The following is an 18764-nucleotide window of genomic DNA, read 5'->3' as shown; positions in this document are numbered from 1 at the left end:
ATCATGAAACTCCAGTCCAGCCTTCGTCCCCTCGCCCTGCTCAGCGCCCTGGCCCTTGCCCTGGGCGGTTGCGCCATCGCCAAACCGAGCAACGACGACCTCAAGAACCGCGCGCAAATTACCCTCGGCAAGCCGGTTTCCACGGTTTCCAACGTGCGCAGCGACGCGTCCCAGACCTACTTCACCGCCAGTACCAGCGCCGGCGAATACAACTGCGTATTGCCCAGCGGCGGCATGGTCGCCTTCGCCACCATGGGCGGAGCGGTAGCGCTGCCGGCCGAGTGCAGCAAGCAATAAAGCGCTAGCCCCAAGGCCAACCTGGTTCGCCACGACGGGCTGCCCCGGTGTAGCAGCGGGACAGCGTCGGGCGAGCACCGCTCCCTCCTGAAAAGGTCCCAAGTTGATGAAACCCCGTCTCTTCATGGTGACAGGCCTGGCCCTGCTCGCCTGTACCTTGATGGCCTGTGCGCCGCGCCAAGGGCGAACCCTGGCCGAATACCCGCCGGTGAAGATTCCCAGCGTGCAGTACCCCGACGTGCCCTTCGACACCCAGGCCGCGCGCGCCGCCCTGCAGCCCGGCAGCGCCACGCTCACCGGCAAGTTCTGCATCGTCGGCAACGACGGCATCGAGGACAGCCGCGACGTCAAGATCTATCTCTACCCGGTCACCCCGCACTTGCAGGCCTGGCACAAGTTGCGCGCGTCCCAGCCCGAAGGCGCCCCGGTGAGCATGGTCCCCGAGGCCCTGGCCGTGCACCGGGTGACCCGTACCGACGGCAACGGCATCTTCCAGTTCACCGGGCTGCAACCGGGCCGCTACTTCGTCCAGGGCCAGGACATGGTGTACGGCACCAGCCGCTGGAACGAGTACGTGGGCACCGGCCAGAGCAACACCAACTACGGGCCGGTGACCACCCACTACTACACCGAGCGCAGTTCGATCTCTTCGTACTCAGGGATGCTGGATGACTTCGTCGAAGTGGCCAGCGGCGAGAACAAGAAGCTGACCATGACCAACTACCCCCTGCTTATCCCGTGCCGGACCTGGTAACCACCTCTGTCGCCGAAGCGCTGCGGGCCGACGCCAGCGGCGTTTCGCGCAGGGCGCGCAAGGTGCCCCGCAGTTCCACCGGGCGCACCGGCTTGGAGAGGATGGCGATGTTGCGGTCGTGCAGGGCCGCGTGGATTTTCTCGATGTCGTGCCCGGTGATGATCAGCGCCGGCACCTCCCAGCCGCGCTGTCGGCGGATGCTGTCGATGCATTCGATGCCCGAGGCCCGGGTGCCCAGGTCGTAGTCGGCGACGATGATGTCGCAGTCGGTCAGCAAATCTTCCCCGCTCGACTCGGCCTGGACCACGCAACCCCAGCGTTCCAGCAGCGCCGAGGTGGCCAGCAGGACGTTGCGGTCATCTTCCACCAGACAGACCCGCAACCCGGTCAGCAAGCCGCTCTGCAGCGCCTCGTCACGGCCGTGCAAGCGCTGTGGCGCGGCCGGTGACAAGCCATGCAGGCTGACCGTGGTGCCGTGATCGACCCGCGAGCGGAGCGTCACCTGCAGGCCGGTCAACTGCCCCAGGCGCTTGACGATGGACAGACCCAGGCCGACGCCTTCGACGTCCTTGTCGCGCAATTGGCGGACCCGGTAGAACTCATCGAAGATTTTCGGCAGATGTTCCTCGGCAATCCCCCGGCCCTGGTCATAAATGACAATGGCCAGGCCTGCGCCGCGCCGGCGCACGCCAATCAGCACCGGCCGTTCGGCGGCGTACTTGAAGCAGTTGGACAGCACGTTCTGCACCATGGTCGCCAACAACCCCGGATCGACTCGCACCCAATGGGCGCAAGGCCGCAACCGCAGCTCGACACCGGCCCAGCGCGCGGCTTCGGTGTTCTGGCGTACCAGGTCGCGCAGCAGCTCGCCCAGGTGCACGGTGTCGTACTTGGGCTGCACCCGCCCGTTGTCCAGGGTGTAGAGGTCGAGGATCGAACGGAACAGCTGCGAAACGTTGAGCAGCGAACGGTCGATGTTGTCCACCAGCCGCCGCTCATCCATCCCCAGGTTGGCTTCGCGCAGGCAGGCGGTGAACAGACCGATGGAGTGGATCGGCTGGCGCAGGTCATGGCTGGCCTGGGCCAGGAAGCGGGACTTTTCCAGGTTGGCGGCAATCGCCTCTTCGGACGCCAGGCGGGTGCGCTTGAGCAGGATATGGGCGTACACCGGAATCACCGTGCTGGTGATCATCAGCATCAGCACCATGTAGGGCTGGGCCTGCCAATAGGGGGTCAGCAGGTAGACCATGAACAGCGCGACCTGCGCCAGCACCGTGGCAATCGCCAGGTAGCGCGAACCGAAACGCATGCCATTGCCCAGGTTGACCCAGACCATCACCGCGTAGATCGGCAGCGCCCCCTCGCCGCCCACCACCAGGCCGTAACAGGTGCCGGTGTAGTCGTAGACCATGCCCAGGATGCGCCGCGCCGGGTAGTGCCCGGGCCAGCGGGCGATGGCCATGCGCAGGATGATCGAACCCAGCATGAACAGGGCAATGTAGATCATCACCGGCACATAAGGGTCGACCTGCTGCCCCGGCAGAAAGCCGATCACGGCAAACCAGACCAGGGCGCAACCGGACACGATAATCCGCAGGGTGGCCTGGTCGAGTTCGCTGTCCTTCTCAACGTTCATGCGATCACCTCCTTGTGCAATCTGTGTGGCCGTGGTCTTTTGCCGCTCGGCCAAACCGCGTTTCGAACACGACCAGCGGCCCGTTATAACGCCGCGCGTCAAGTTAGCATGGGCGCAGGACTGGATGTTTCAAGGAGTTTCACGACATGACCTGCCGGATTATCGTCGCCGACGACCACCCGCTGTTTCGCGAAGGCATGCTGCGCACCCTCCAGCGCCTGCTGCCCGACGCCGTGCTCGAAGAGGCCGGCGACCTGGCCGCGGTGCTGGCCCTGGCCCAGGCCGGCGAGGAGCCGGACTCGCTGATTCTCGACCTGCGCTTTCCCGGCCTGACCTCGGTGAGCCTGATTGCCGACCTGCGCCGCCAACTGCCGCGGACCTCGATCATCGTGGTGTCGATGGTCGACAACCAGGACCTGATCGGCGAGGTCATGGCCGCCGGGGCCGACGGTTTCATCGGCAAGAGCATCAGCCCGGAGGAAATCGGCCAGGCGATCCAGGCCATCCGCGAAGGCGAAGTGGTGGTCAAGTACGCGCCTTCCGGCCTGCTGCTGCCCCTGGATGCCGGTGCCGAAGTGAGCCAGCTGACCACCCGGCAACAGGAAGTCCTGCGGCTGATTGCCCAGGGCAAGACCAACAAGGAAATCGCCCGGGAACTGGAGATCTCGCCGTTCACCGTGCGCATCCATGTGTCGTCCCTGCTGCACACCCTCAAGGTGCCCTCGCGCGCCGCGGCCGCGGTGAAATTCGCCGGCGCCTGGTAAACCGCGACCTGGGCAGGGGCTGCGGCGGGCCAAGCGCTGCCCGGCGGCGAGCGCGGTCATTGGTCCCGGTAGTCCCTTTAATGCTGGGAAGCCCTGCGTAAATCAGGCAGCATCGGTCCTGGCACGCCTGAATAAACACCATGGCATTGGGTGGCAGGCCAGGAACAGCGTGCTGGCGCCGCCGCCCTAAGCAGGAGAAAGACATCATGAATACGGATAAACGTGATGAATTGTTTGACCGGTTACAGCACTGGTTCGGCGACTCGGAAGCCGCCAACTGGAACGAATACACCACCGAGCAGGTGGCCAAGGGCGTGCTAGGCGCCTTTACCCCGACGCAATGGCAACGACTCGGCGAGACGCTGCTGTCACGGCCCGAATACTGGCAGCAACGCTGCGCGGTATCCCTGGGCGAGTTGCGCACCCCACCGGCCATCGCCCTGTTGAAACGTCTGCTGGCAGACTCGCCCTACCTGGATGTACGGATCATGGCGATCTATGAGCTGGACTGGGCCGAAGCCGCCATCGAACAGCGCTACGCGCCCTGCATCCAGGAGGTCATGGACAACCTCTGCGCCGAAGACATCGAACCGGAGCTGCACAGCCTGCTGAACAAGGCCGAATCGGCCCGCCTCTGATCCCTCCCCGGATGCCGGCCGCGGCCGGCATCCAACGCCCTCAGCTGGACACCCGCGACCTCGACACCCAGCGCTCGAAGGCCTCGGTGGCCAGGGGCCGGCTGATCAGGTAACCCTGCAGCGTGTCGCAGCCCCAGCTTTCCAGCAGCCTCAGGCAATGCTCGAACTCCACCCCTTCGGCCACCACCTTGAGCCCCAGCTTGTGGCTCATTTCAATGGTCGAGCGCACGATCACCGCATCACCGCTGGTTTCGTTCAGGTTGCGGATAAAGGACTGGTCGATCTTCAGCTCCTGCACCGGCAGACGCTGCAACTGCGCCAGGGATGAATAGCCGGTGCCGAAATCGTCCACCGACAGGCTGATGCCGCAGCCACGCAAGCGCTGCAGCACGGCCAGGGCCTGCTGCGGATTGCGCATGATGGCGCTCTCGGTGATTTCGAAGACCAATTGCTCGGCCGCCACCTGGTAGCGCTCCAGGCATTCGCGGACCCGGACCTCCAGGCCGTCGTCCTCCAGGTCACTGGCAGAAATGTTCAACGACAGGCGCACCGGCAAGGCCCGGCGGTTCCACTCGGCCAGTTGGCCGATGCAGGCCTCGATGACCCAGGACGTCAGGCTGTGCATGCTGCCGGTCCGCTCGGCCAGGGGAATGAACTCCGCCGGCGACACCACGCCGAACACCGGATGCTGCCAACGCAGCAGGGCTTCGGCCTGGTGCCAATCATCCCGGTGCCGATCGAGCTTGGGCTGATACAGCAGGAACAGCTCGCCTTCGGCCGCGGCACGGCGCAAATCGCGGATCAGGCTGATCTGCCGCTGGTGGGCCAAGTCACGGTCCTGCTGATAGACCTGCAGGTAGCCGGGATTGAGCGAGGCGTCGTGGCGCGCGATGGCCGCGCGGCTGATCAATTCCTCGGCGGACTGGCCGTCGGCGGGGTACACCGCCATGCCCATGCAGATCTGCCGCCGAACCTCGTCGCCATGGATCAGTTGCGGCCGGCTCAACAGCTCGTGGAGGCGATCGGCCACGGCAATGGCGCCATCGAGTTCGGAGTTCTCCAGTAGCAGCAGAAATTCGCTGGCGTTGATCCGCGCGGCCGTATCGCCCTGGGCCAGCACTTCCCGCAGCCGTCGGCTGAGCTCGCCCATCATCAGCTCCAGCCCTTCACTGCCGAAGCCCTCATGGATCGCCCGGTAATTGTCGATGCCCAGGTACAGCAGCACCACCTTGCGCCGGGCGGCGATGGCCTGGCCCAGGCGTTCGATGGCCAGGGTCCGATTGGGCAGACCGGTCAGGGGATCGTGCAGGGCATTGTGGGCCAGTTGCCGCTCACGGGTGGCAATGGCGCTCTGCATGGCGTTGAAGGCATCGGCCAGGACCCCGAATTCATCGCTGCGCTTGATGGCCACCGCCGCCTGATAATTGCCGGCGCCGATGCGCCGGGCCGCTTCGGCCAGGTCTTCCAGGGGCCGCGAAACCCGCCGGGCCATCAACAGCGCACAGACCAGGGAAATCACCAGGGCCACCAGGGCGATCCACAAAAATTCCCGATCCAGTGGCGCGAAGGCCTGCAGGGCCTGCTCCAGGGGGCTTTGCAGCAGGACCATGACCCGCGGATCGCCGGGGTCCCCGGTATTGGCCAGTTGCAGGGCCTGGTTGAGAAAGCGCTGGCCATGGGCTTCGCTCAACGGCGGCAGGGACTGCCACAGCGGATCGCCCAGGGCGTTGATGATGGGTGACCAGAAGAATTCGGGCTGGGTGCTGAACAGCTCGCCGGGGCGTTGGGCGTCGACGGTCAGGAACGAAACTTCCAGGTTGCTCATGGAGCGCAGCTCCCGGGCGAACAGCTCGTCCATGGGAAACCCCATGACCACCCGGGCCAGGGGCGACGAAGCCTGCACTTGCCCTTGCACCAACAGGTAGGGGCGGCCTTGGATCGCGACGAACAGCATGTGGGTGTCGTGGCGCCAGGCTCGGCGCAGGGCCTGGTCATAGGGGAAGGGCCGGTCCCGGGCCACCGCCGGCAAGGTACTGGCGATGACCCGGCCTTCGGGACTGAGCACGAACATCTCGCTGGAACGGATACCGCCCCGGTGCTGGGCCAGTGCCGCAAGAATATCCACCGGTTTGCCACTGAGCACGGCCCGGCGGAACTCCGAGTCCACCACCAGCCAGTCGACCCCGTATTGCAGAGTGCGCCCCCGCAGATCCAACAGACGCTCGAAGACTCGGGTGCCGATTTTCAATTGCTGCTGCGCCTGCTTTTCCACCGCTTGGGTGGTCGCGGTCTTGACTGCGAAATACACCGCGCCGATCAGCACCAACAGCAACAGCGCCAGCACCCCGACAATCCTTGCCTGAAAGGTTCGGCGCCACCTCATAAGGTCGTGCCCAGCAGATTTGATCGCCCCTCGGGCCGGAAACCTGGCGCTGCGGACGACGACCGCCGAGCACTGAAAAGTCCATTCTTCATACCCATCCCTCTGAAAAGCTGAATGCGTGCGTCAAATAAATGCCAGTATCGCCCCGGCATTCCGGCCGTTCAGATTAATCCTCAAATTGCAGAAGATCACGCAATAAAATCGGTGATTACACAGTCATTTTATTGACAATCAATCTCCGTCAAAGTGTGCAAGTGCGCCATCGGTTCCTCCTCGGTACGGCTGAACGAGGCCTTCGGCGGGGTTTTCCCCGGCCGGAAAAAAGCTGAAACCTGTTTCCCATTGAAACCCGTCATGACCTGCCCCATCTAACTTGCATAGCCCATCGCGCAGGAGCCTCCATGAGCGACCAGCAAGAATTCCCCGAAGATCCCCGCGACTACGTCGATCCGGAAAATACCGAACAATCGAGTGCCCACGGCACCGGCCTGGCCCTGCCCGGACAGAGCCTGCCGGACAAGGTCTACATCATCCCGATCCACAATCGGCCGTTCTTCCCGGCCCAAGTGCTGCCGGTGATTGTCAACGACGAACCCTGGGCCGAAACCCTGGAACTGGTGAGCCAGTCCGAGCACCACTCCCTTGCCCTGTTCTACATGGACACGCCTGCCGAGGATCCGCGGCATTTCAATACGTCGGCGCTGCCGGAGTACGGCACCCTGGTCAAGGTCCATCACGCCAGCCGCGAGAACGGCAAGCTGCAATTTGTCGCCCAGGGCCTGACCCGGGTACGCATCCGCACCTGGCTCAAGCACCATCGGCCACCGTACCTGGTGGAAGTCGAATACCCGCACCAGCCCAGCGAACCCACAGATGAGGTCAAGGCCTACGGCATGGCGCTGATCAATGCGATCAAGGAGCTGCTGCCGCTCAATCCGCTGTACAGCGAAGAGCTGAAGAACTACCTCAACCGCTTCAGCCCCAACGACCCGTCGCCCCTGACCGACTTCGCCGCCGCCCTGACCTCTGCCACCGGCAACGAGTTGCAGGAGGTGCTGGACTGCGTGCCCATGCTCAAGCGCATGGAAAAAGTCCTGCCGATGCTGCGCAAGGAAGTCGAAGTGGCGCGCCTGCAGAAGGAGATTTCCGCCGAGGTCAATCGCAAGATCGGCGAGCACCAGCGTGAGTTCTTCCTCAAGGAACAGCTCAAGGTGATCCAGCAGGAGCTGGGGCTGACCAAGGACGACCGCAGCGCCGACCTGGAGCAGTTCGAGCAGCGGCTGAGCGGCAAGGTGCTGCCGGCCCAGGCGCAGAAACGCATCGCCGAGGAAATGAACAAGCTGTCGATCCTCGAAACCGGCTCGCCGGAATACGCCGTGACCCGCAACTACCTGGAATGGGCCACCGCCGTACCCTGGGGCGTCTACGGCGAGGACAAGCTCGACCTCAAGCACGCGCGCAAAGTGCTGGACCAGCACCACGCCGGCCTCGACGACATCAAGAACCGCATTCTCGAATTCCTCGCGGTGGGCGCCTACAAGGGCGAGATCAGCGGCTCCATCGTGCTGCTGGTGGGTCCGCCGGGCGTGGGCAAGACCAGCGTCGGCAAGTCCATTGCCGAATCCCTGGGGCGGCCGTTCTATCGCTTCAGTGTCGGCGGCATGCGCGACGAAGCCGAGATCAAGGGCCACCGCCGCACCTACATCGGCGCCCAGCCGGGCAAGCTGGTGCAGGCCCTCAAGGAAGTGGAGGTGATGAACCCGGTGATCATGCTCGACGAGATCGACAAGATGGGCCAGAGCTACCAGGGCGACCCGGCCTCGGCGCTCCTCGAAACCCTCGATCCGGAGCAGAACGTCGACTTCCTCGACCATTACCTGGACCTGCGCATGGACCTGTCCAAGGTGCTGTTCGTGTGCACCGCCAACACCCTGGATTCGATTCCCGGCCCGCTGCTCGACCGTATGGAAGTGATTCGCCTGTCGGGCTACATCACCGAAGAAAAACTCGCCATCGCCAAGCGCCACCTGTGGCCCAAGCAGCTGGAAAAGGCCGGCGTGGCCAAGACCAGCCTGAGCATCAGCGACAGCGCCCTGCGCACGGTGATCGACGGCTACGCCCGGGAAGCCGGGGTGCGCCAGCTGGAGAAACAGCTGGGCAAGCTGGTGCGCAAGGCGGTGGTCAAACTGCTGGACCAGCCGGACGCCACGATCAAGATCGGCCCCAAGGACCTGGAAGCCTCCCTGGGCATGCCGGTGTTCCGCAACGAGCAGGTCCTGAGCGGCACCGGGGTCATCACCGGCCTGGCCTGGACCAGCATGGGCGGCGCCACCCTGCCGATCGAGGCCACGCGGATCCACACCCACAACCGCGGTTTCAAGCTCACCGGGCAATTGGGGGACGTGATGAAGGAGTCGGCGGAAATCGCCTACAGCTACGTCAGCTCGCACCTCAAGCAGTTCGGCGGCGACAGCAAGTTCTTCGACGAAGCCTTCGTCCACCTGCACGTACCGGAAGGCGCCACGCCCAAGGATGGCCCGAGCGCCGGGGTGACCATGGCCAGCGCCCTGCTGTCCCTGGCGCGCAACCAGCCGCCGAAAAAAGGCGTGGCCATGACTGGTGAACTGACCCTCACCGGGCATGTGCTGCCGATTGGCGGGGTCCGTGAAAAAGTCATTGCCGCGCGGCGCCAGAAGATCCACGAGCTGATCCTGCCGGAGCCCAACCGCGGGCATTTCGAGGAGTTGCCGGACTACCTCAAGGAAGGCCTCACCGTGCACTTCGCCAAGCGTTTTGCCGACGTGGCCAAGGTCCTGTTCTAAATCCCTTCGCCGGCACGCCGGCTCCTACGGGTTATCCCTTGTAGGAGCCGGCGTGCCGGCGAACAGGCCATAACCGCCAACCTCCATCCCTGCCCCACACCGCCCATCATCTTCAGTTATGCTCGCCGTTCGTCACGAATGATCGGAGCTTCCTGACCCATGCCTGCACACCGCCTTCTTGCCTTGTTCAGTCTCGCCCTGCTGAGCGCTTGCGCCAGCCAGCCCAAGCAAAACGTCAGCGTGGAAAACCAGAACCAATGCCCACTGCAACTGCACAACGGGCAAACCCTGACCCTGACCCTGCCGAGCAACCCCACCACCGGCTATCGCTGGGCGATCCAGGATTCGGCCGGCGGCATCCTGCGCAAGGTCAGCCCCGAGGTCTACAGCAACCCCGAGGACACCGGCCTGGTGGGCAGCGGCGGGCAGTCGACCTGGCGCTTCCAGGCCTTCGCCACGGGCCAGGGCCGGCTGTTGCTGACCTACCAGCAACCCTGGGCCCCGGAAGAGGCCCCGGTGAAAGCCTTCGACTGCTCGATCACGGTCAACTGACATGGGCTGGCTGATCCTCGCGCTGATGGGCGCCGCCACTTTCATCTACGGGGTCAGCGTGCATGCCACGCTGCTCTGCCTGCTGGTCAAGCCGCTGCCGGTGCTGGCCCTGCTGGGCTGGCTGCATGATGCGCCGTCCGGGGACTACCGCCGCTGGATCATCCTCGGCCTGCTGTTCTCGGTGCTGGGTGACGTGCTGCTGGCCTGGCCTTCGGACCTGTTCGTGTTCGGCCTCGGGGCCTTCCTGGTGGCCCACCTGGCCTACCTCAAGGCTTACCTCAGCGATTGCCGGCGCCCGGCGCTGCTGCCACTGGCGGTGGCACTGGCCATCGGCGCGGGGCTGTTGAGCATTCTGATCGCCCACGGCCTGGGCCCGCTGCTGATCCCGGTGATCGTCTACGCCCTGACCATCAGCGCCATGCTCTGGCGCGCCCTGGCACGCCTCGGCTCAGCGGTGCCCAAACGCTCGGCGGCGCTGGCGGCCGCGGGGGCCCTGAGCTTCGCCTTCTCCGACGGCCTGATCGGTATCAGCCGCTTCGTGCTGGCCTTCGATGCCGCGCCCTACCTGATCATCATTTTCTACTGGCTGGGCCAGTGGGGCATCGCCGCTTCGGCGTTCAGCCAGAAGCCGCGCTGATCAGCCTGCGCCGGCAAGCCGGTCCCTACTTGCTGTAGGAGCCGGCTGGCCGGCGACAAGGGCCACACCTTGCGTCGCCCTTGCTCTGCTGAAGGCCCTGCGGGCCTTATCGCAGCCTGCGGCAGCCGCTACAATGCCGCCCTCTTTTTTATCTCCATCGCTGGAAATGCCGTGAGCAAAGAACCCGACCGCCTATTCGCCCAGCCCCTGGCCCAGGTGCCCGACTTCGCCTTCAACGAGGATGTGGTGCGGGTGTTCCCGGACATGATCAAGCGCTCGGTGCCGGGCTACCCGACCATTGTCGAGAACCTCGGGGTGCTGGCGGCGCAGTTCGCCCAGCCCAACAGCGTGCTCTACGACCTGGGGGCGTCCCTGGGCGCGGTGACCCAGGCCCTGCGCCGCCATGTGCGCACGGACGGTTGCCGGGTAATCGCCGTGGACAACTCGGCGGCCATGGTCGAGCGCTGCCGGGAATACCTCAACGGCCAGGATTCGATGTTCCAGGAGCTGCTGCCGGTGCAGGTGGTCGAAGGCGACATCCTGGCCCTGGAGTTCCAGCCCGCGTCGGTGGTGGCGCTGAACTTCACCCTGCAGTTCATCGCCCCCGAGCAACGGCTGGCCCTGCTCGGGCGCATCCGCCAGTCGTTGCTGCCCGGCGGCGCGCTGATCCTCTCGGAGAAGCTGCGCTTCAACGATGCCGAGGAGCACGCCCTGCTCACCGACCTGCACATCGCCTTCAAGCGCGCCAACGGCTACAGCGAACTGGAAATTGCCCAGAAGCGCAGCGCCATCGAAAACGTCATGAAGCCCGACAGCCTCGAAGAACACCGCGAACGCCTGCTGGCCGCCGGGTTCTCGAAAGTCGTGCCGTGGTTCCAGTGTCTTAACTTTGCCTCGTTGATTGCCCTGCCATGATTGATCTGTCCCCCCTCGCCCGCCGCCTGGCGGGCACGCCCCTGGCCGCCTGGGCCGCCGGTCTGCAAGCCCAGCTCGATGCCAAGATGGAAAAGGGCCATGGCGACCTTGAACGCTGGCAGAGCGCCCTGGACGCATTGCCGAACATCCAGCCCAGCGAAGTCGACCTGATCAACGGCCTGCGCCTGGACACCGACTGCGACGACGCCACCCGGGCGCAGATGCGCAGCGCGCTGATGGGCCTGTCACCCTGGCGCAAGGGCCCGTTCGACCTGTTCGGCGTGCACGTGGACACCGAATGGCGCTCGGACTGGAAATGGTCGCGGGTCGCCCCGCACCTGAACCTTGAAGGCAAACGCATCCTCGACGTCGGCTGCGGCAATGGCTACTACATGTGGCGCATGCTCGGCGCCGGCGCCCACAGCGTGATCGGCGTGGACCCCAACTGGCTGTTCTTCTGCCAGTTCCAGGCGGTGCAGCGCTACCTGTCGCAGCCTGCGGTGTGGCACTTGCCGTTTCCTTTCGAAGACCTGCCGGCCAACCTGGAAGGTTTCGACACGGTGTTTTCCATGGGGGTGTTCTACCACCGGCGTTCGCCCATCGAGCATCTGCTGGCGCTCAAGGACTGCCTGGTCAAGGGTGGCGAACTGGTGCTGGAAACCCTGGTGGTGGAAGGCGATCAACATCAGGTGCTGGTGCCGGAAGACCGTTATGCGCAGATGCGCAACGTGTGGTTCCTGCCCTCGGTGCCGGCCCTGGAGCTGTGGCTGCGGCGCGCCGGGTTCAGCGATGTGCGCTGCGTGGATGTCAGCGTGACCAGCGTCGAGGAGCAGCGCGGCACCGAGTGGATGAAGTACCAGTCCCTGAGCGACTTCCTCGACCCCAACGATCACAGCAAGACCATCGAAGGCCTGCCGGCGCCGATGCGCGCGGTGATTGTCGCCAGAAAATAACCCCGCCTTCCCCCTGTAGGAGCTGGCCGGGCGGCGTTCCGCTTGCCAGCGAAGGCGCCCGTCAAAGCGGTGCAAGGCTCAAGGGCCTCTTCGCCGGCAAGCCGGCTCCTACGGTTTGGTGTACGCCGCGAACCGGTTTGCGCTCAGCGCGCCCGGCGCGCCTTGAAGAATTCGCTCAACACCGTGCCGCACTCTTCGGCCAGCACCCCGCCCTCGTACAGCACCCGATGATTGAGAAACCCCTGGGTGAAGAACTGACCCTGGCTCTGCACGATGCCGGCCTTGGGTTCCAGGGCGCCGTACACCACGCGGGCAATGCGCGAGTGGACGATCAAGCCGGCGCACATGCTGCAAGGTTCCAGGGTCACGTACAGGGTGCTGCCGGGCAGGCGATAGTTGCTCACCGCCTGGGCCGCCGCGCGGATCGCCACCATCTCGGCGTGGGCGCTGGGGTCGCTGCCGCTGATCGGGCAGTTGTAGCCGCGGCCGATGATCTGGCCATCCAGCACCAGCACCGCGCCCACCGGCACTTCGCCCAGGGCCGCGCCCTGGGCGGCCAGGGCCAGGGCTTCGCGCATGAAGTCCTGGTCGCGGCTGCGGTCGATGATCGGCGCCGGGCGTATCTGGCGCATCACGCCACCTCGATGGCGGCCATCAGGCCGGTTTCCATGTGGTCGATCACGTGGCAGTGGAACATCCAGACCCCAGGGTTATCCGCCACCAGCGCCACGCGGGCACGCTCGTTCTTGCCCAGCAGGTAGGTGTCGGTGAAGTAGGGGGTGATCTTCTTGCGGTTCGAGGCGATGACCTTGAAGCTCATGCCGTGCAAGTGGATCGGGTGTTGGTACTGAGTCATGTTCTTCAATTCGAAAATGTAGCTCTTGCCCTTTTTCAGCGTGGCAATCGGGCGGTCGGCGCAGGTCTTGTCGGTGATGTCCCAGGCCTGGCCGTTGATCTGCCACAGGCTCGGCGGCTGGCCATTGTCCACGTTCACCGAGACCGAGCCAACCCACTCGAAATTGAAGTTGAGCTTCTCGGCATTGTCGAGATCCGGCTCGGCCACCGGGTTGGCCGGCAGGGCTGGCGGCCACTGAGTCGGCGCATCGCTGTTGGCCACCGAACGCAAGGTGCCCAGGCGCACCGGCCCGTTGCGCAGGGACAGTTCCTGCCCCGCCGCCGGCGCCTTGATCGCCAGGCAGATGCGCATGCCCGGGCCCAGCCAGTATTCCTTGCCCAACGGACGCGGCTCGATGGGGTTGCCATCCAGTGCGTAGATCTGCGCTTCGACGTCGGGAATGTTGATGCGATAGGTCAGGGTGTTGTCGAGGTTGAGCAGGCGCACCCGGGTGATCTGCCCCGCCGGCAGGTCGATCACCGCCTGGGACACGCCGTTGATGGTGGACAGGCGCCCGGCGGTGCCGCCCCGCGCCGCTTCCCGCGGGACGCTGAAGGGCGTGAATGCGCCCTCTTCATCCACGTGCCAGCTTTTCAGGCTCAGGGTGCGTTCGTACTGGAAGCCGGTAGGCTCGCGCTCCTCGACGATCAGCGGGCCCACCAGGCCGCGACCCAGTTCCTCGCTGCTGTTGACGTGGGGGTGATACCAGTAGCTGCCGGCATCCGGCACGCGGAACTTGTAGTCGAAGTATTCCCCCGGCAGCACCGGCAGTTGCGAGACGTAAGGCACGCCGTCCATTTCCAGGGGCAGGCGGATGCCATGCCAGTGGATGGTGGTGGCCACCGGCAGGTGGTTGATGAAGCGCACCCGCAGCCACTCGCCCTGGCGCACCCGCAGCTCGGTGCCCGGTGCCGATGGGCCGAAAGCCCAGGCCTCGGTCTTGTGCCCCGGCACCAGTTCCACATCCAGCGGCGCGGCGATCAGCTCGTAGTCGTGGCCCGCCTCGGCGTCAGCCATTTTCCCCAGCCAGTAGCGCGAGGCGCCGCCCGCTCCCACGCCCACCACTACCAGACCGGCCAGACCACCGAGTATTTGTCGACGGGTAAAGGACATGGACTCAACTACCTCACGTATCCGCGGCGGGCCCAGGCCCGCAAAAGGCGAATACGATACACCCGCAGTTGAGAAACAGTAAGGCCGGCGCGGCGACCGGACGCAGGCGGGACGGGGAAACGATGGGTATTTTCGGGAGCCTGCTCCCTGGCAAGCCCGTTGCTCTTGTAGGAGCCGGCTTGCCGGCGAACAAGCCCCTCAGCCCTGCAATCCCAACAGCAGATGCACCACACCACCGGCCAGGGGCATCACTGCCGGCACCCCCGCCACTCGCAGGGCGCTGCTGTCCAGCAACTGCGGATCATGCAGTTCCAGGCGCAGGCGGGTCAGGGCCAATGGTTGTTGGCTCTTGATGTTGGCGCTGCCACCCAGTGCCGCCAGCATCGCGTCACTCAGAACACTGCCCTTGGCCTGGGGGGCCTTCGGCTGATCAGGGATCAGGTCTGGAGTCAGGGCCTTCCAGAACGCCCGTTGCAATTTCTCGAACATCTTCAGTTCTCCAGAACCAGTGAGTCGGCGGCGACTTGCTGCCGTTGCAGGCATTCACGTACCTGAACCGCGTCTTCCAGATCGATGATCCGCGCTGCCAAGGCCTGGCACTCGCTCAGATCCAACTCCCGCACCCGGGCCTTGATGGCGGGGATCAACGGCACGCTCACCGACAGTTCATCCACCCCCAGGCCCAGCAACAGCGGCACCGCCAGGGTTTCGGAAGCCAGGGCGCCGCAGACGCCGACCCACTTGCCGTGGGCATGGGCGGCCTGCACCGTGCGGGCGATCAGGCGCAGCACCGCAGGGTGAAAGCTGTCGGCCTGACCGGCCAGGCGCGGATGATCGCGGTCCATGGCCAGGGTGTACTGGGTCAGGTCGTTGGTGCCGATGGAGAAGAAATCCACCTCCGGGGCAAAACGATCCGCCATCAAGGCCGCCGAAGGCACCTCGATCATGATCCCCAGCTTGGGCCGCTCCACGAGGCCCAGGGCCCGGACCTCGTCATCGAGCAACTGGCGCGCCTGACGCAGCTCCGCCAGTTGGCTGACCATCGGCAGCATGATGTGCAGGCGGGCCTGCCCGGCACAGGCGAGCATCGCCCGGAACTGCTCGCGCAGCAGTTCGGGACGCTCCAGGCACAGGCGGATACCCCGCAGCCCGAGAAAAGGGTTGGCTTCGCTGTCCATGGGCACATAGGCCAGGGGCTTGTCGCCGCCCACGTCCAGGGTCCGCACCACCAGATTGCGCGTCGGCCCCAGGGCCTGGGCAATGGCCTGGTAAGTCGCGGCCTGCTCCTCGGGGCTCGGGGCCTGGCTGCGGTCCTGGTAGAGGAACTCCGAGCGCAACAGGCCAACGCCTTCGCCGCCCAGGCTCATGGCCTGCTCGGCCTCGGCCAGGGAAGCAATATTGGCCGTCACCTCCAGGTGATGACCGTCGCGGGTCACCGCAGGATGCGCGGCCTGGGCCAGGTCCTGCTGCTGGCGCTGGCGTTGCTGCTGACGCAGGGCCTGCAATTGCTGCACCCGTTGCGGGTCCGGGTCCGTATGCAGTTCGCCGCGATCGGCATCCAGCAGGACCCGGGTGCCGTTGGCCAGGGACAGGACCCGAGGCGACAGGCCACAGATCGCCGGCAGGCCCAGGGCCCGGGCCAGAATCGCCACATGGCTGGTGGCGCCGCCCCCGACGGTGACAAACCCCAGCACCTTGGTGGTGTCCAGGCTCGCGGTCTGCGACGGGGTCAGTTGCTCGGCAATCAGGATCGCCTGATCCGGCAGGATCAGGGCTGGCTCCTGCACCCCGAGAAGCAGCTTGAGCACCCGCTGGCCTACATCCGCCAGATCCACCGCGCGCTCGGCCAGCAGGCTGCTGCCCAGGCCCTTGAACAACTCGGCGGTGGCTTCGATGGCGCTGTTCCAGGCAAAGGCCGCGCTCTTGCCATTGGCGATCAGGGCGTGGGCCTGCTCCAGCAGGCTCGGGTCATCGAGCAGCTCCTGATGGGCCCGGAAGATGTCCTGCTGCGCGTCAGCGCTGGCGCTGTCGCGCAGCCACTGCAGAGCCGCCCGGGCCTGGCTCAGGGCCTGCTCCAGAGACTCGCGCTCCTGCTGCGGGCGGGTTGCCGCCTCGCGTATCTGCAGGCTCTGCTCGGCCACCTGCAGCACCTGACCAAATGCCGAGCCCGGTGACGCGCAAACGCCTCGCCACAACGGATCCAGCGCTTCATCAACCACGACTCGCGGCTCGGGGCTTGCTGCGGCGCTGATCTTTTCGCCACAACCGGAGGCCAGCAGCTCCACCAGCGCCTGGATCGCCTGCTCGGCATCCGCGCCCACGGCGCTGACCTGCAAGGCATCGCCCTGCACGGTCTGCAAGGCCATGATCGACACCAGGGACTTGGCATTGGCCAAGTCCTGGCGCCGGTGCAGGCAGATATTCGCGGCAAAGCCCTTGGCGGCCTGGGCCAGCAGCGCCGCCGGGCGCGCATGCAGGCCCTGGGGGTTGCCAAGGATCAGCGGTTTGGAAAACAGCGCCTCAGCTTCAGCGTCCTCGGCCTTGGCACCTTCCTCTGCGGAGGCGGGCTCGATCTGCAACACCGGCTGTCCCAGCTCCACCAGCAGTCGGTCGCCGACCAGCCCGGTCACCGCTTCGCCGCTGACCACCAGCATCAGGGTCAGCAGGCTGCGGGCATGCAGGGCCAGGTAGTCGGCGTCGAACTCGATCAGCGGCTGGCCGGCCGTGACCTGCTGGCCTTCCTCGATCAGGCAGGTGAAGCCCTTGCCTGCCAGGTTCACCGTGTCCAGCCCGATGTGCATCAACACCTGCTGGCCCTGTTCGCCGGTGATGCTCAGCGCGTGGCCGCTGCGCTGCAGGTTGCTGACCACCCCGGACAGCGGTGCGCAGAGGGTTTGGGAAGTCGGGTCGATGCACAGCCCGTCACCGATCACCCGGCTGGAAAACACCGGGTCCGGGACCTGCTCCAGGGGCAGCAGCACCCCGGACAGGGGCGCGAGCAATTGCAAGGGTTGGGTTATGGCCATGACGTCACCTGCTGTTGATTCCTTGAAGTGCCGATGGAGCGCGAGCCCCGACAGCATCGCTTATTTCCACCAGTACTCGACCTGCAAGCCGACGTTCGCGCCATGCCGGGCGCTGCCGAACACGCCGCTGTCGGACAGCGCGGAACCGGCCGCCAGCTCATTGGCCGCGCGCTTGGCGGCCTCGTTCCAGCTGGCATAGGTGTAGTACAGCCGCACCTCCGGCCGGGCCCAGAAGTCCGGGCCCTTGGGTGACCAGGTGGGTGCGAAGGTGAACTTGCTGAGTTTGCGGGTGCCCCCGGGCGCCTCCACCTGATCGTGGCCGAACTCGGTCACCAGCTTGAACTGCTCGGTGATGGCGTAGGCCGGGCGCACGCCCAACGAGATCCAGTTCTGATCCTGGCCGTCGGGGCGAATGTCCTTCTGATAGACCGCCTCCACCTGGCCGCCGAAGCGCGGGGTCAGTTGCCAGTCGAAGAACTCCACCAGGCGATAGCTCTTGTTGCTGTCATCCAGGTAGGTGTTGCCGGTGTAGCCCAGGCCGGTGCCGGGGCCTTCGCCATATTGCAGGGCGAGTTTGTTCTTGCCGCCGAAAAAGTCCTTCTGCACATGCTGGGTGGTGATCGCCCAACCATTGTGGGCACCGCGGCGATCGGGCTTTTCCAGGTAGCTCAGGCCCAGTTCCAGCTCGCCGCCGGGGTTGGTCTGGAAGCCGGCGACGTTGAAGTCATGACGGCTCACCGCCTGCTTCTGATAGAGATTGTCCTTGCGGGAAAAGGCGTAGCTGTATTTCAGATCGCCAATGCGCACGTCCTCGACCCCGCCGCCGGTGGCGCTCTGGTTCCAGTAGTAGAAGTCGGAGATATGGATGTCGTTACGCTTGTAGTAACGGCGCCCGGCCCACAGCGAACCGCCATTGAGGCTGGGCAGGTTCGACCACTGGGCGTACATCTGCGGCATCCGCGCCGAACCGTTCTCGCCCTGGAAGCTCAGGTTGCGGTCGTAGCGGTTGTACAGCGAGGCCATGCCGTCGACGCTGAGCACCGAGCCGTCGTCCAGGGTGTACAGGTCCTGGCGCAGTTCCAGCTCGGCGTACTGCTCGCACTCGTTGCCCAGGCGGTACTTGGACTGCGCGCCGGGCAACTGGAAGCAGGACTGCGAGCCGCTGTTGACCGAGGTGCCCAGGCCACTGCGCAGGTAGCCGGCAAACTCCAGGGCCTGGGCCGGAAAAGGCAAGGCCAGGCACAGGCAGGACGCCGCCAGACCGCGATTTATTGTTGTTCTCATAAGCCACCCATTATTTTTATTGTGTTGTTCGAATTCGTCGGCGCCGGTTGGCCGGCGGATGCGCTGGGCCAGAAAGATCCCCTGGCCCGGTTCGC

The 18764-nt window shown here is 65.3% G+C and carries 16 protein-coding genes; 9 read left to right on the top strand and 7 right to left on the bottom strand.

Annotation, left to right across the window (positions count from 1 at the left end):
• The first annotated feature begins 3 nt into the window (after positions 1-3).
• Both L1O02_RS06520 and L1O02_RS06515 read left to right on the top strand, forming a co-directional pair.
• Complete coding sequence (locus L1O02_RS06520; protein ID WP_047305906.1) at positions 4-297, top strand: hypothetical protein; 294 nt, start codon at positions 4-6, stop codon at positions 295-297.
• Between the two features lie 106 nt (positions 298-403).
• Entirely contained in the window at positions 404-1051 is a 648-nt protein-coding gene (locus tag L1O02_RS06515; RefSeq protein ID WP_108545287.1) for a carboxypeptidase-like regulatory domain-containing protein, read from the top strand.
• Here L1O02_RS06515 and L1O02_RS06510 read toward each other — a convergent pair.
• On the bottom strand, positions 1029-2687 hold the full coding sequence (locus tag L1O02_RS06510) for a hybrid sensor histidine kinase/response regulator (RefSeq protein ID WP_060840847.1): 1659 nt from the start codon (positions 2685-2687) through the stop codon (positions 1029-1031). The two genes, L1O02_RS06515 and L1O02_RS06510, sit on opposite strands and share 23 nt — an antisense overlap.
• 146 nt (positions 2688-2833) lie before the next feature.
• Here L1O02_RS06510 and L1O02_RS06505 point away from each other — a divergent pair, with 146 nt between their 5' ends.
• Entirely contained in the window at positions 2834-3451 is a 618-nt protein-coding gene (locus L1O02_RS06505) for a response regulator transcription factor (RefSeq protein WP_060840848.1), read from the top strand.
• A gap of 206 nt (positions 3452-3657) precedes the next feature.
• A complete protein-coding gene (locus L1O02_RS06500) occupies positions 3658-4089 on the top strand; it encodes a HEAT repeat domain-containing protein (RefSeq protein WP_060840849.1) in 432 nt (143 codons plus the stop codon).
• Between the two features lie 40 nt (positions 4090-4129).
• On the opposite strand, the gene L1O02_RS06495 is transcribed toward L1O02_RS06500, so the two are convergent.
• The gene (locus L1O02_RS06495; protein WP_108545286.1) at positions 4130-6472 is read right to left on the bottom strand and encodes a GGDEF domain-containing phosphodiesterase; all 2343 of its coding nucleotides are present in this window, start codon (positions 6470-6472) and stop codon (positions 4130-4132) included.
• 401 nt (positions 6473-6873) lie between these two features.
• Between L1O02_RS06495 and lon the strand changes: the two genes are divergently transcribed.
• The 5 genes from lon to cmoB all read left to right on the top strand — a co-directional run bounded on the left by lon (position 6874) and on the right by cmoB (position 12351).
• Positions 6874-9294, top strand: coding sequence for an endopeptidase La (lon, locus tag L1O02_RS06490; RefSeq protein ID WP_060840851.1), 2421 nt, complete (start codon positions 6874-6876; stop codon positions 9292-9294).
• 159 nt (positions 9295-9453) lie between these two features.
• Complete coding sequence (locus L1O02_RS06485; RefSeq protein ID WP_060840852.1) at positions 9454-9846, top strand: protease inhibitor I42 family protein; 393 nt, start codon at positions 9454-9456, stop codon at positions 9844-9846.
• A 1-nt stretch (position 9847) separates the two neighbouring features.
• Complete coding sequence (locus L1O02_RS06480; protein ID WP_108545285.1) at positions 9848-10483, top strand: lysoplasmalogenase; 636 nt, start codon at positions 9848-9850, stop codon at positions 10481-10483.
• Between the two features lie 171 nt (positions 10484-10654).
• Positions 10655-11398 (top strand): carboxy-S-adenosyl-L-methionine synthase CmoA, encoded by a 744-nt coding sequence (gene cmoA, locus L1O02_RS06475; RefSeq protein WP_060840854.1) that lies wholly within the window; start codon positions 10655-10657, stop codon positions 11396-11398.
• Entirely contained in the window at positions 11395-12351 is a 957-nt protein-coding gene (gene cmoB / locus L1O02_RS06470) for a tRNA 5-methoxyuridine(34)/uridine 5-oxyacetic acid(34) synthase CmoB (protein WP_060840855.1), read from the top strand. Before cmoA ends, cmoB begins: the two co-directional genes overlap by 4 nt.
• Positions 12352-12494: 143 nt before the next feature.
• Here the strand turns inward: cmoB and tadA are convergent, their stop codons facing one another.
• From tadA to L1O02_RS06445, 5 genes are all read right to left on the bottom strand, one after another.
• Positions 12495-12983: a tRNA adenosine(34) deaminase TadA gene (gene tadA / locus L1O02_RS06465; protein WP_047305914.1), complete on the bottom strand. Its 489-nt coding sequence runs from the start codon at positions 12981-12983 to the stop codon at positions 12495-12497.
• The gene (locus L1O02_RS06460) at positions 12983-14359 is read right to left on the bottom strand and encodes a multicopper oxidase family protein (protein ID WP_060840856.1); all 1377 of its coding nucleotides are present in this window, start codon (positions 14357-14359) and stop codon (positions 12983-12985) included. Before L1O02_RS06460 ends, tadA begins: the two co-directional genes overlap by 1 nt.
• Positions 14360-14557: 198 nt before the next feature.
• On the bottom strand, positions 14558-14848 hold the full coding sequence (locus L1O02_RS06455; RefSeq protein ID WP_060840857.1) for a PTS transporter subunit EIIB: 291 nt from the start codon (positions 14846-14848) through the stop codon (positions 14558-14560).
• A 2-nt stretch (positions 14849-14850) separates the two neighbouring features.
• Complete coding sequence (gene ptsP, locus L1O02_RS06450; RefSeq protein ID WP_235759716.1) at positions 14851-17385, bottom strand: phosphoenolpyruvate--protein phosphotransferase; 2535 nt, start codon at positions 17383-17385, stop codon at positions 14851-14853.
• Positions 17386-17445: 60 nt separating this feature from the next.
• Positions 17446-18669, bottom strand: a complete 1224-nt coding sequence (locus L1O02_RS06445) for a carbohydrate porin (RefSeq protein WP_060840859.1) — start codon at positions 18667-18669, stop codon at positions 17446-17448.
• Positions 18670-18764: the final 95 nt, after the last annotated feature.

The organism is Pseudomonas sp. BC42, from assembly GCF_021560055.1.
GTDB lineage: Bacteria > Pseudomonadota > Gammaproteobacteria > Pseudomonadales > Pseudomonadaceae > Aquipseudomonas.
Note: the sequence above shows the minus strand (reverse complement) of the source record. Positions and strands in the feature narration are given on the sequence as shown.

What these genes read in the sequence shown, in the direction of transcription:
- L1O02_RS06520 (WP_047305906.1), top strand. Translation starts at nt 4, where the DNA reads ATGAAACTCCAGTCCAGCCTTCGTCCCCTCGCCCTGCTCAGCGCCCTG.
- L1O02_RS06515 (WP_108545287.1), top strand. Translation starts at nt 404, where the DNA reads ATGAAACCCCGTCTCTTCATGGTGACAGGCCTGGCCCTGCTCGCCTGT.
- L1O02_RS06510 (WP_060840847.1), bottom strand. Translation starts at nt 2,687, where the DNA reads ATGAACGTTGAGAAGGACAGCGAACTCGACCAGGCCACCCTGCGGATT.
- L1O02_RS06505 (WP_060840848.1), top strand. Translation starts at nt 2,834, where the DNA reads ATGACCTGCCGGATTATCGTCGCCGACGACCACCCGCTGTTTCGCGAA.
- L1O02_RS06500 (WP_060840849.1), top strand. Translation starts at nt 3,658, where the DNA reads ATGAATACGGATAAACGTGATGAATTGTTTGACCGGTTACAGCACTGG.
- L1O02_RS06495 (WP_108545286.1), bottom strand. Translation starts at nt 6,472, where the DNA reads ATGAGGTGGCGCCGAACCTTTCAGGCAAGGATTGTCGGGGTGCTGGCG.
- lon (WP_060840851.1), top strand. Translation starts at nt 6,874, where the DNA reads ATGAGCGACCAGCAAGAATTCCCCGAAGATCCCCGCGACTACGTCGAT.
- L1O02_RS06485 (WP_060840852.1), top strand. Translation starts at nt 9,454, where the DNA reads ATGCCTGCACACCGCCTTCTTGCCTTGTTCAGTCTCGCCCTGCTGAGC.
- L1O02_RS06480 (WP_108545285.1), top strand. Translation starts at nt 9,848, where the DNA reads ATGGGCTGGCTGATCCTCGCGCTGATGGGCGCCGCCACTTTCATCTAC.
- cmoB (WP_060840855.1), top strand. Translation starts at nt 11,395, where the DNA reads ATGATTGATCTGTCCCCCCTCGCCCGCCGCCTGGCGGGCACGCCCCTG.
- tadA (WP_047305914.1), bottom strand. Translation starts at nt 12,983, where the DNA reads ATGCGCCAGATACGCCCGGCGCCGATCATCGACCGCAGCCGCGACCAG.
- L1O02_RS06460 (WP_060840856.1), bottom strand. Translation starts at nt 14,359, where the DNA reads ATGTCCTTTACCCGTCGACAAATACTCGGTGGTCTGGCCGGTCTGGTA.
- L1O02_RS06455 (WP_060840857.1), bottom strand. Translation starts at nt 14,848, where the DNA reads ATGTTCGAGAAATTGCAACGGGCGTTCTGGAAGGCCCTGACTCCAGAC.
- ptsP (WP_235759716.1), bottom strand. Translation starts at nt 17,385, where the DNA reads ATGGCCATAACCCAACCCTTGCAATTGCTCGCGCCCCTGTCCGGGGTG.
- L1O02_RS06445 (WP_060840859.1), bottom strand. Translation starts at nt 18,669, where the DNA reads ATGAGAACAACAATAAATCGCGGTCTGGCGGCGTCCTGCCTGTGCCTG.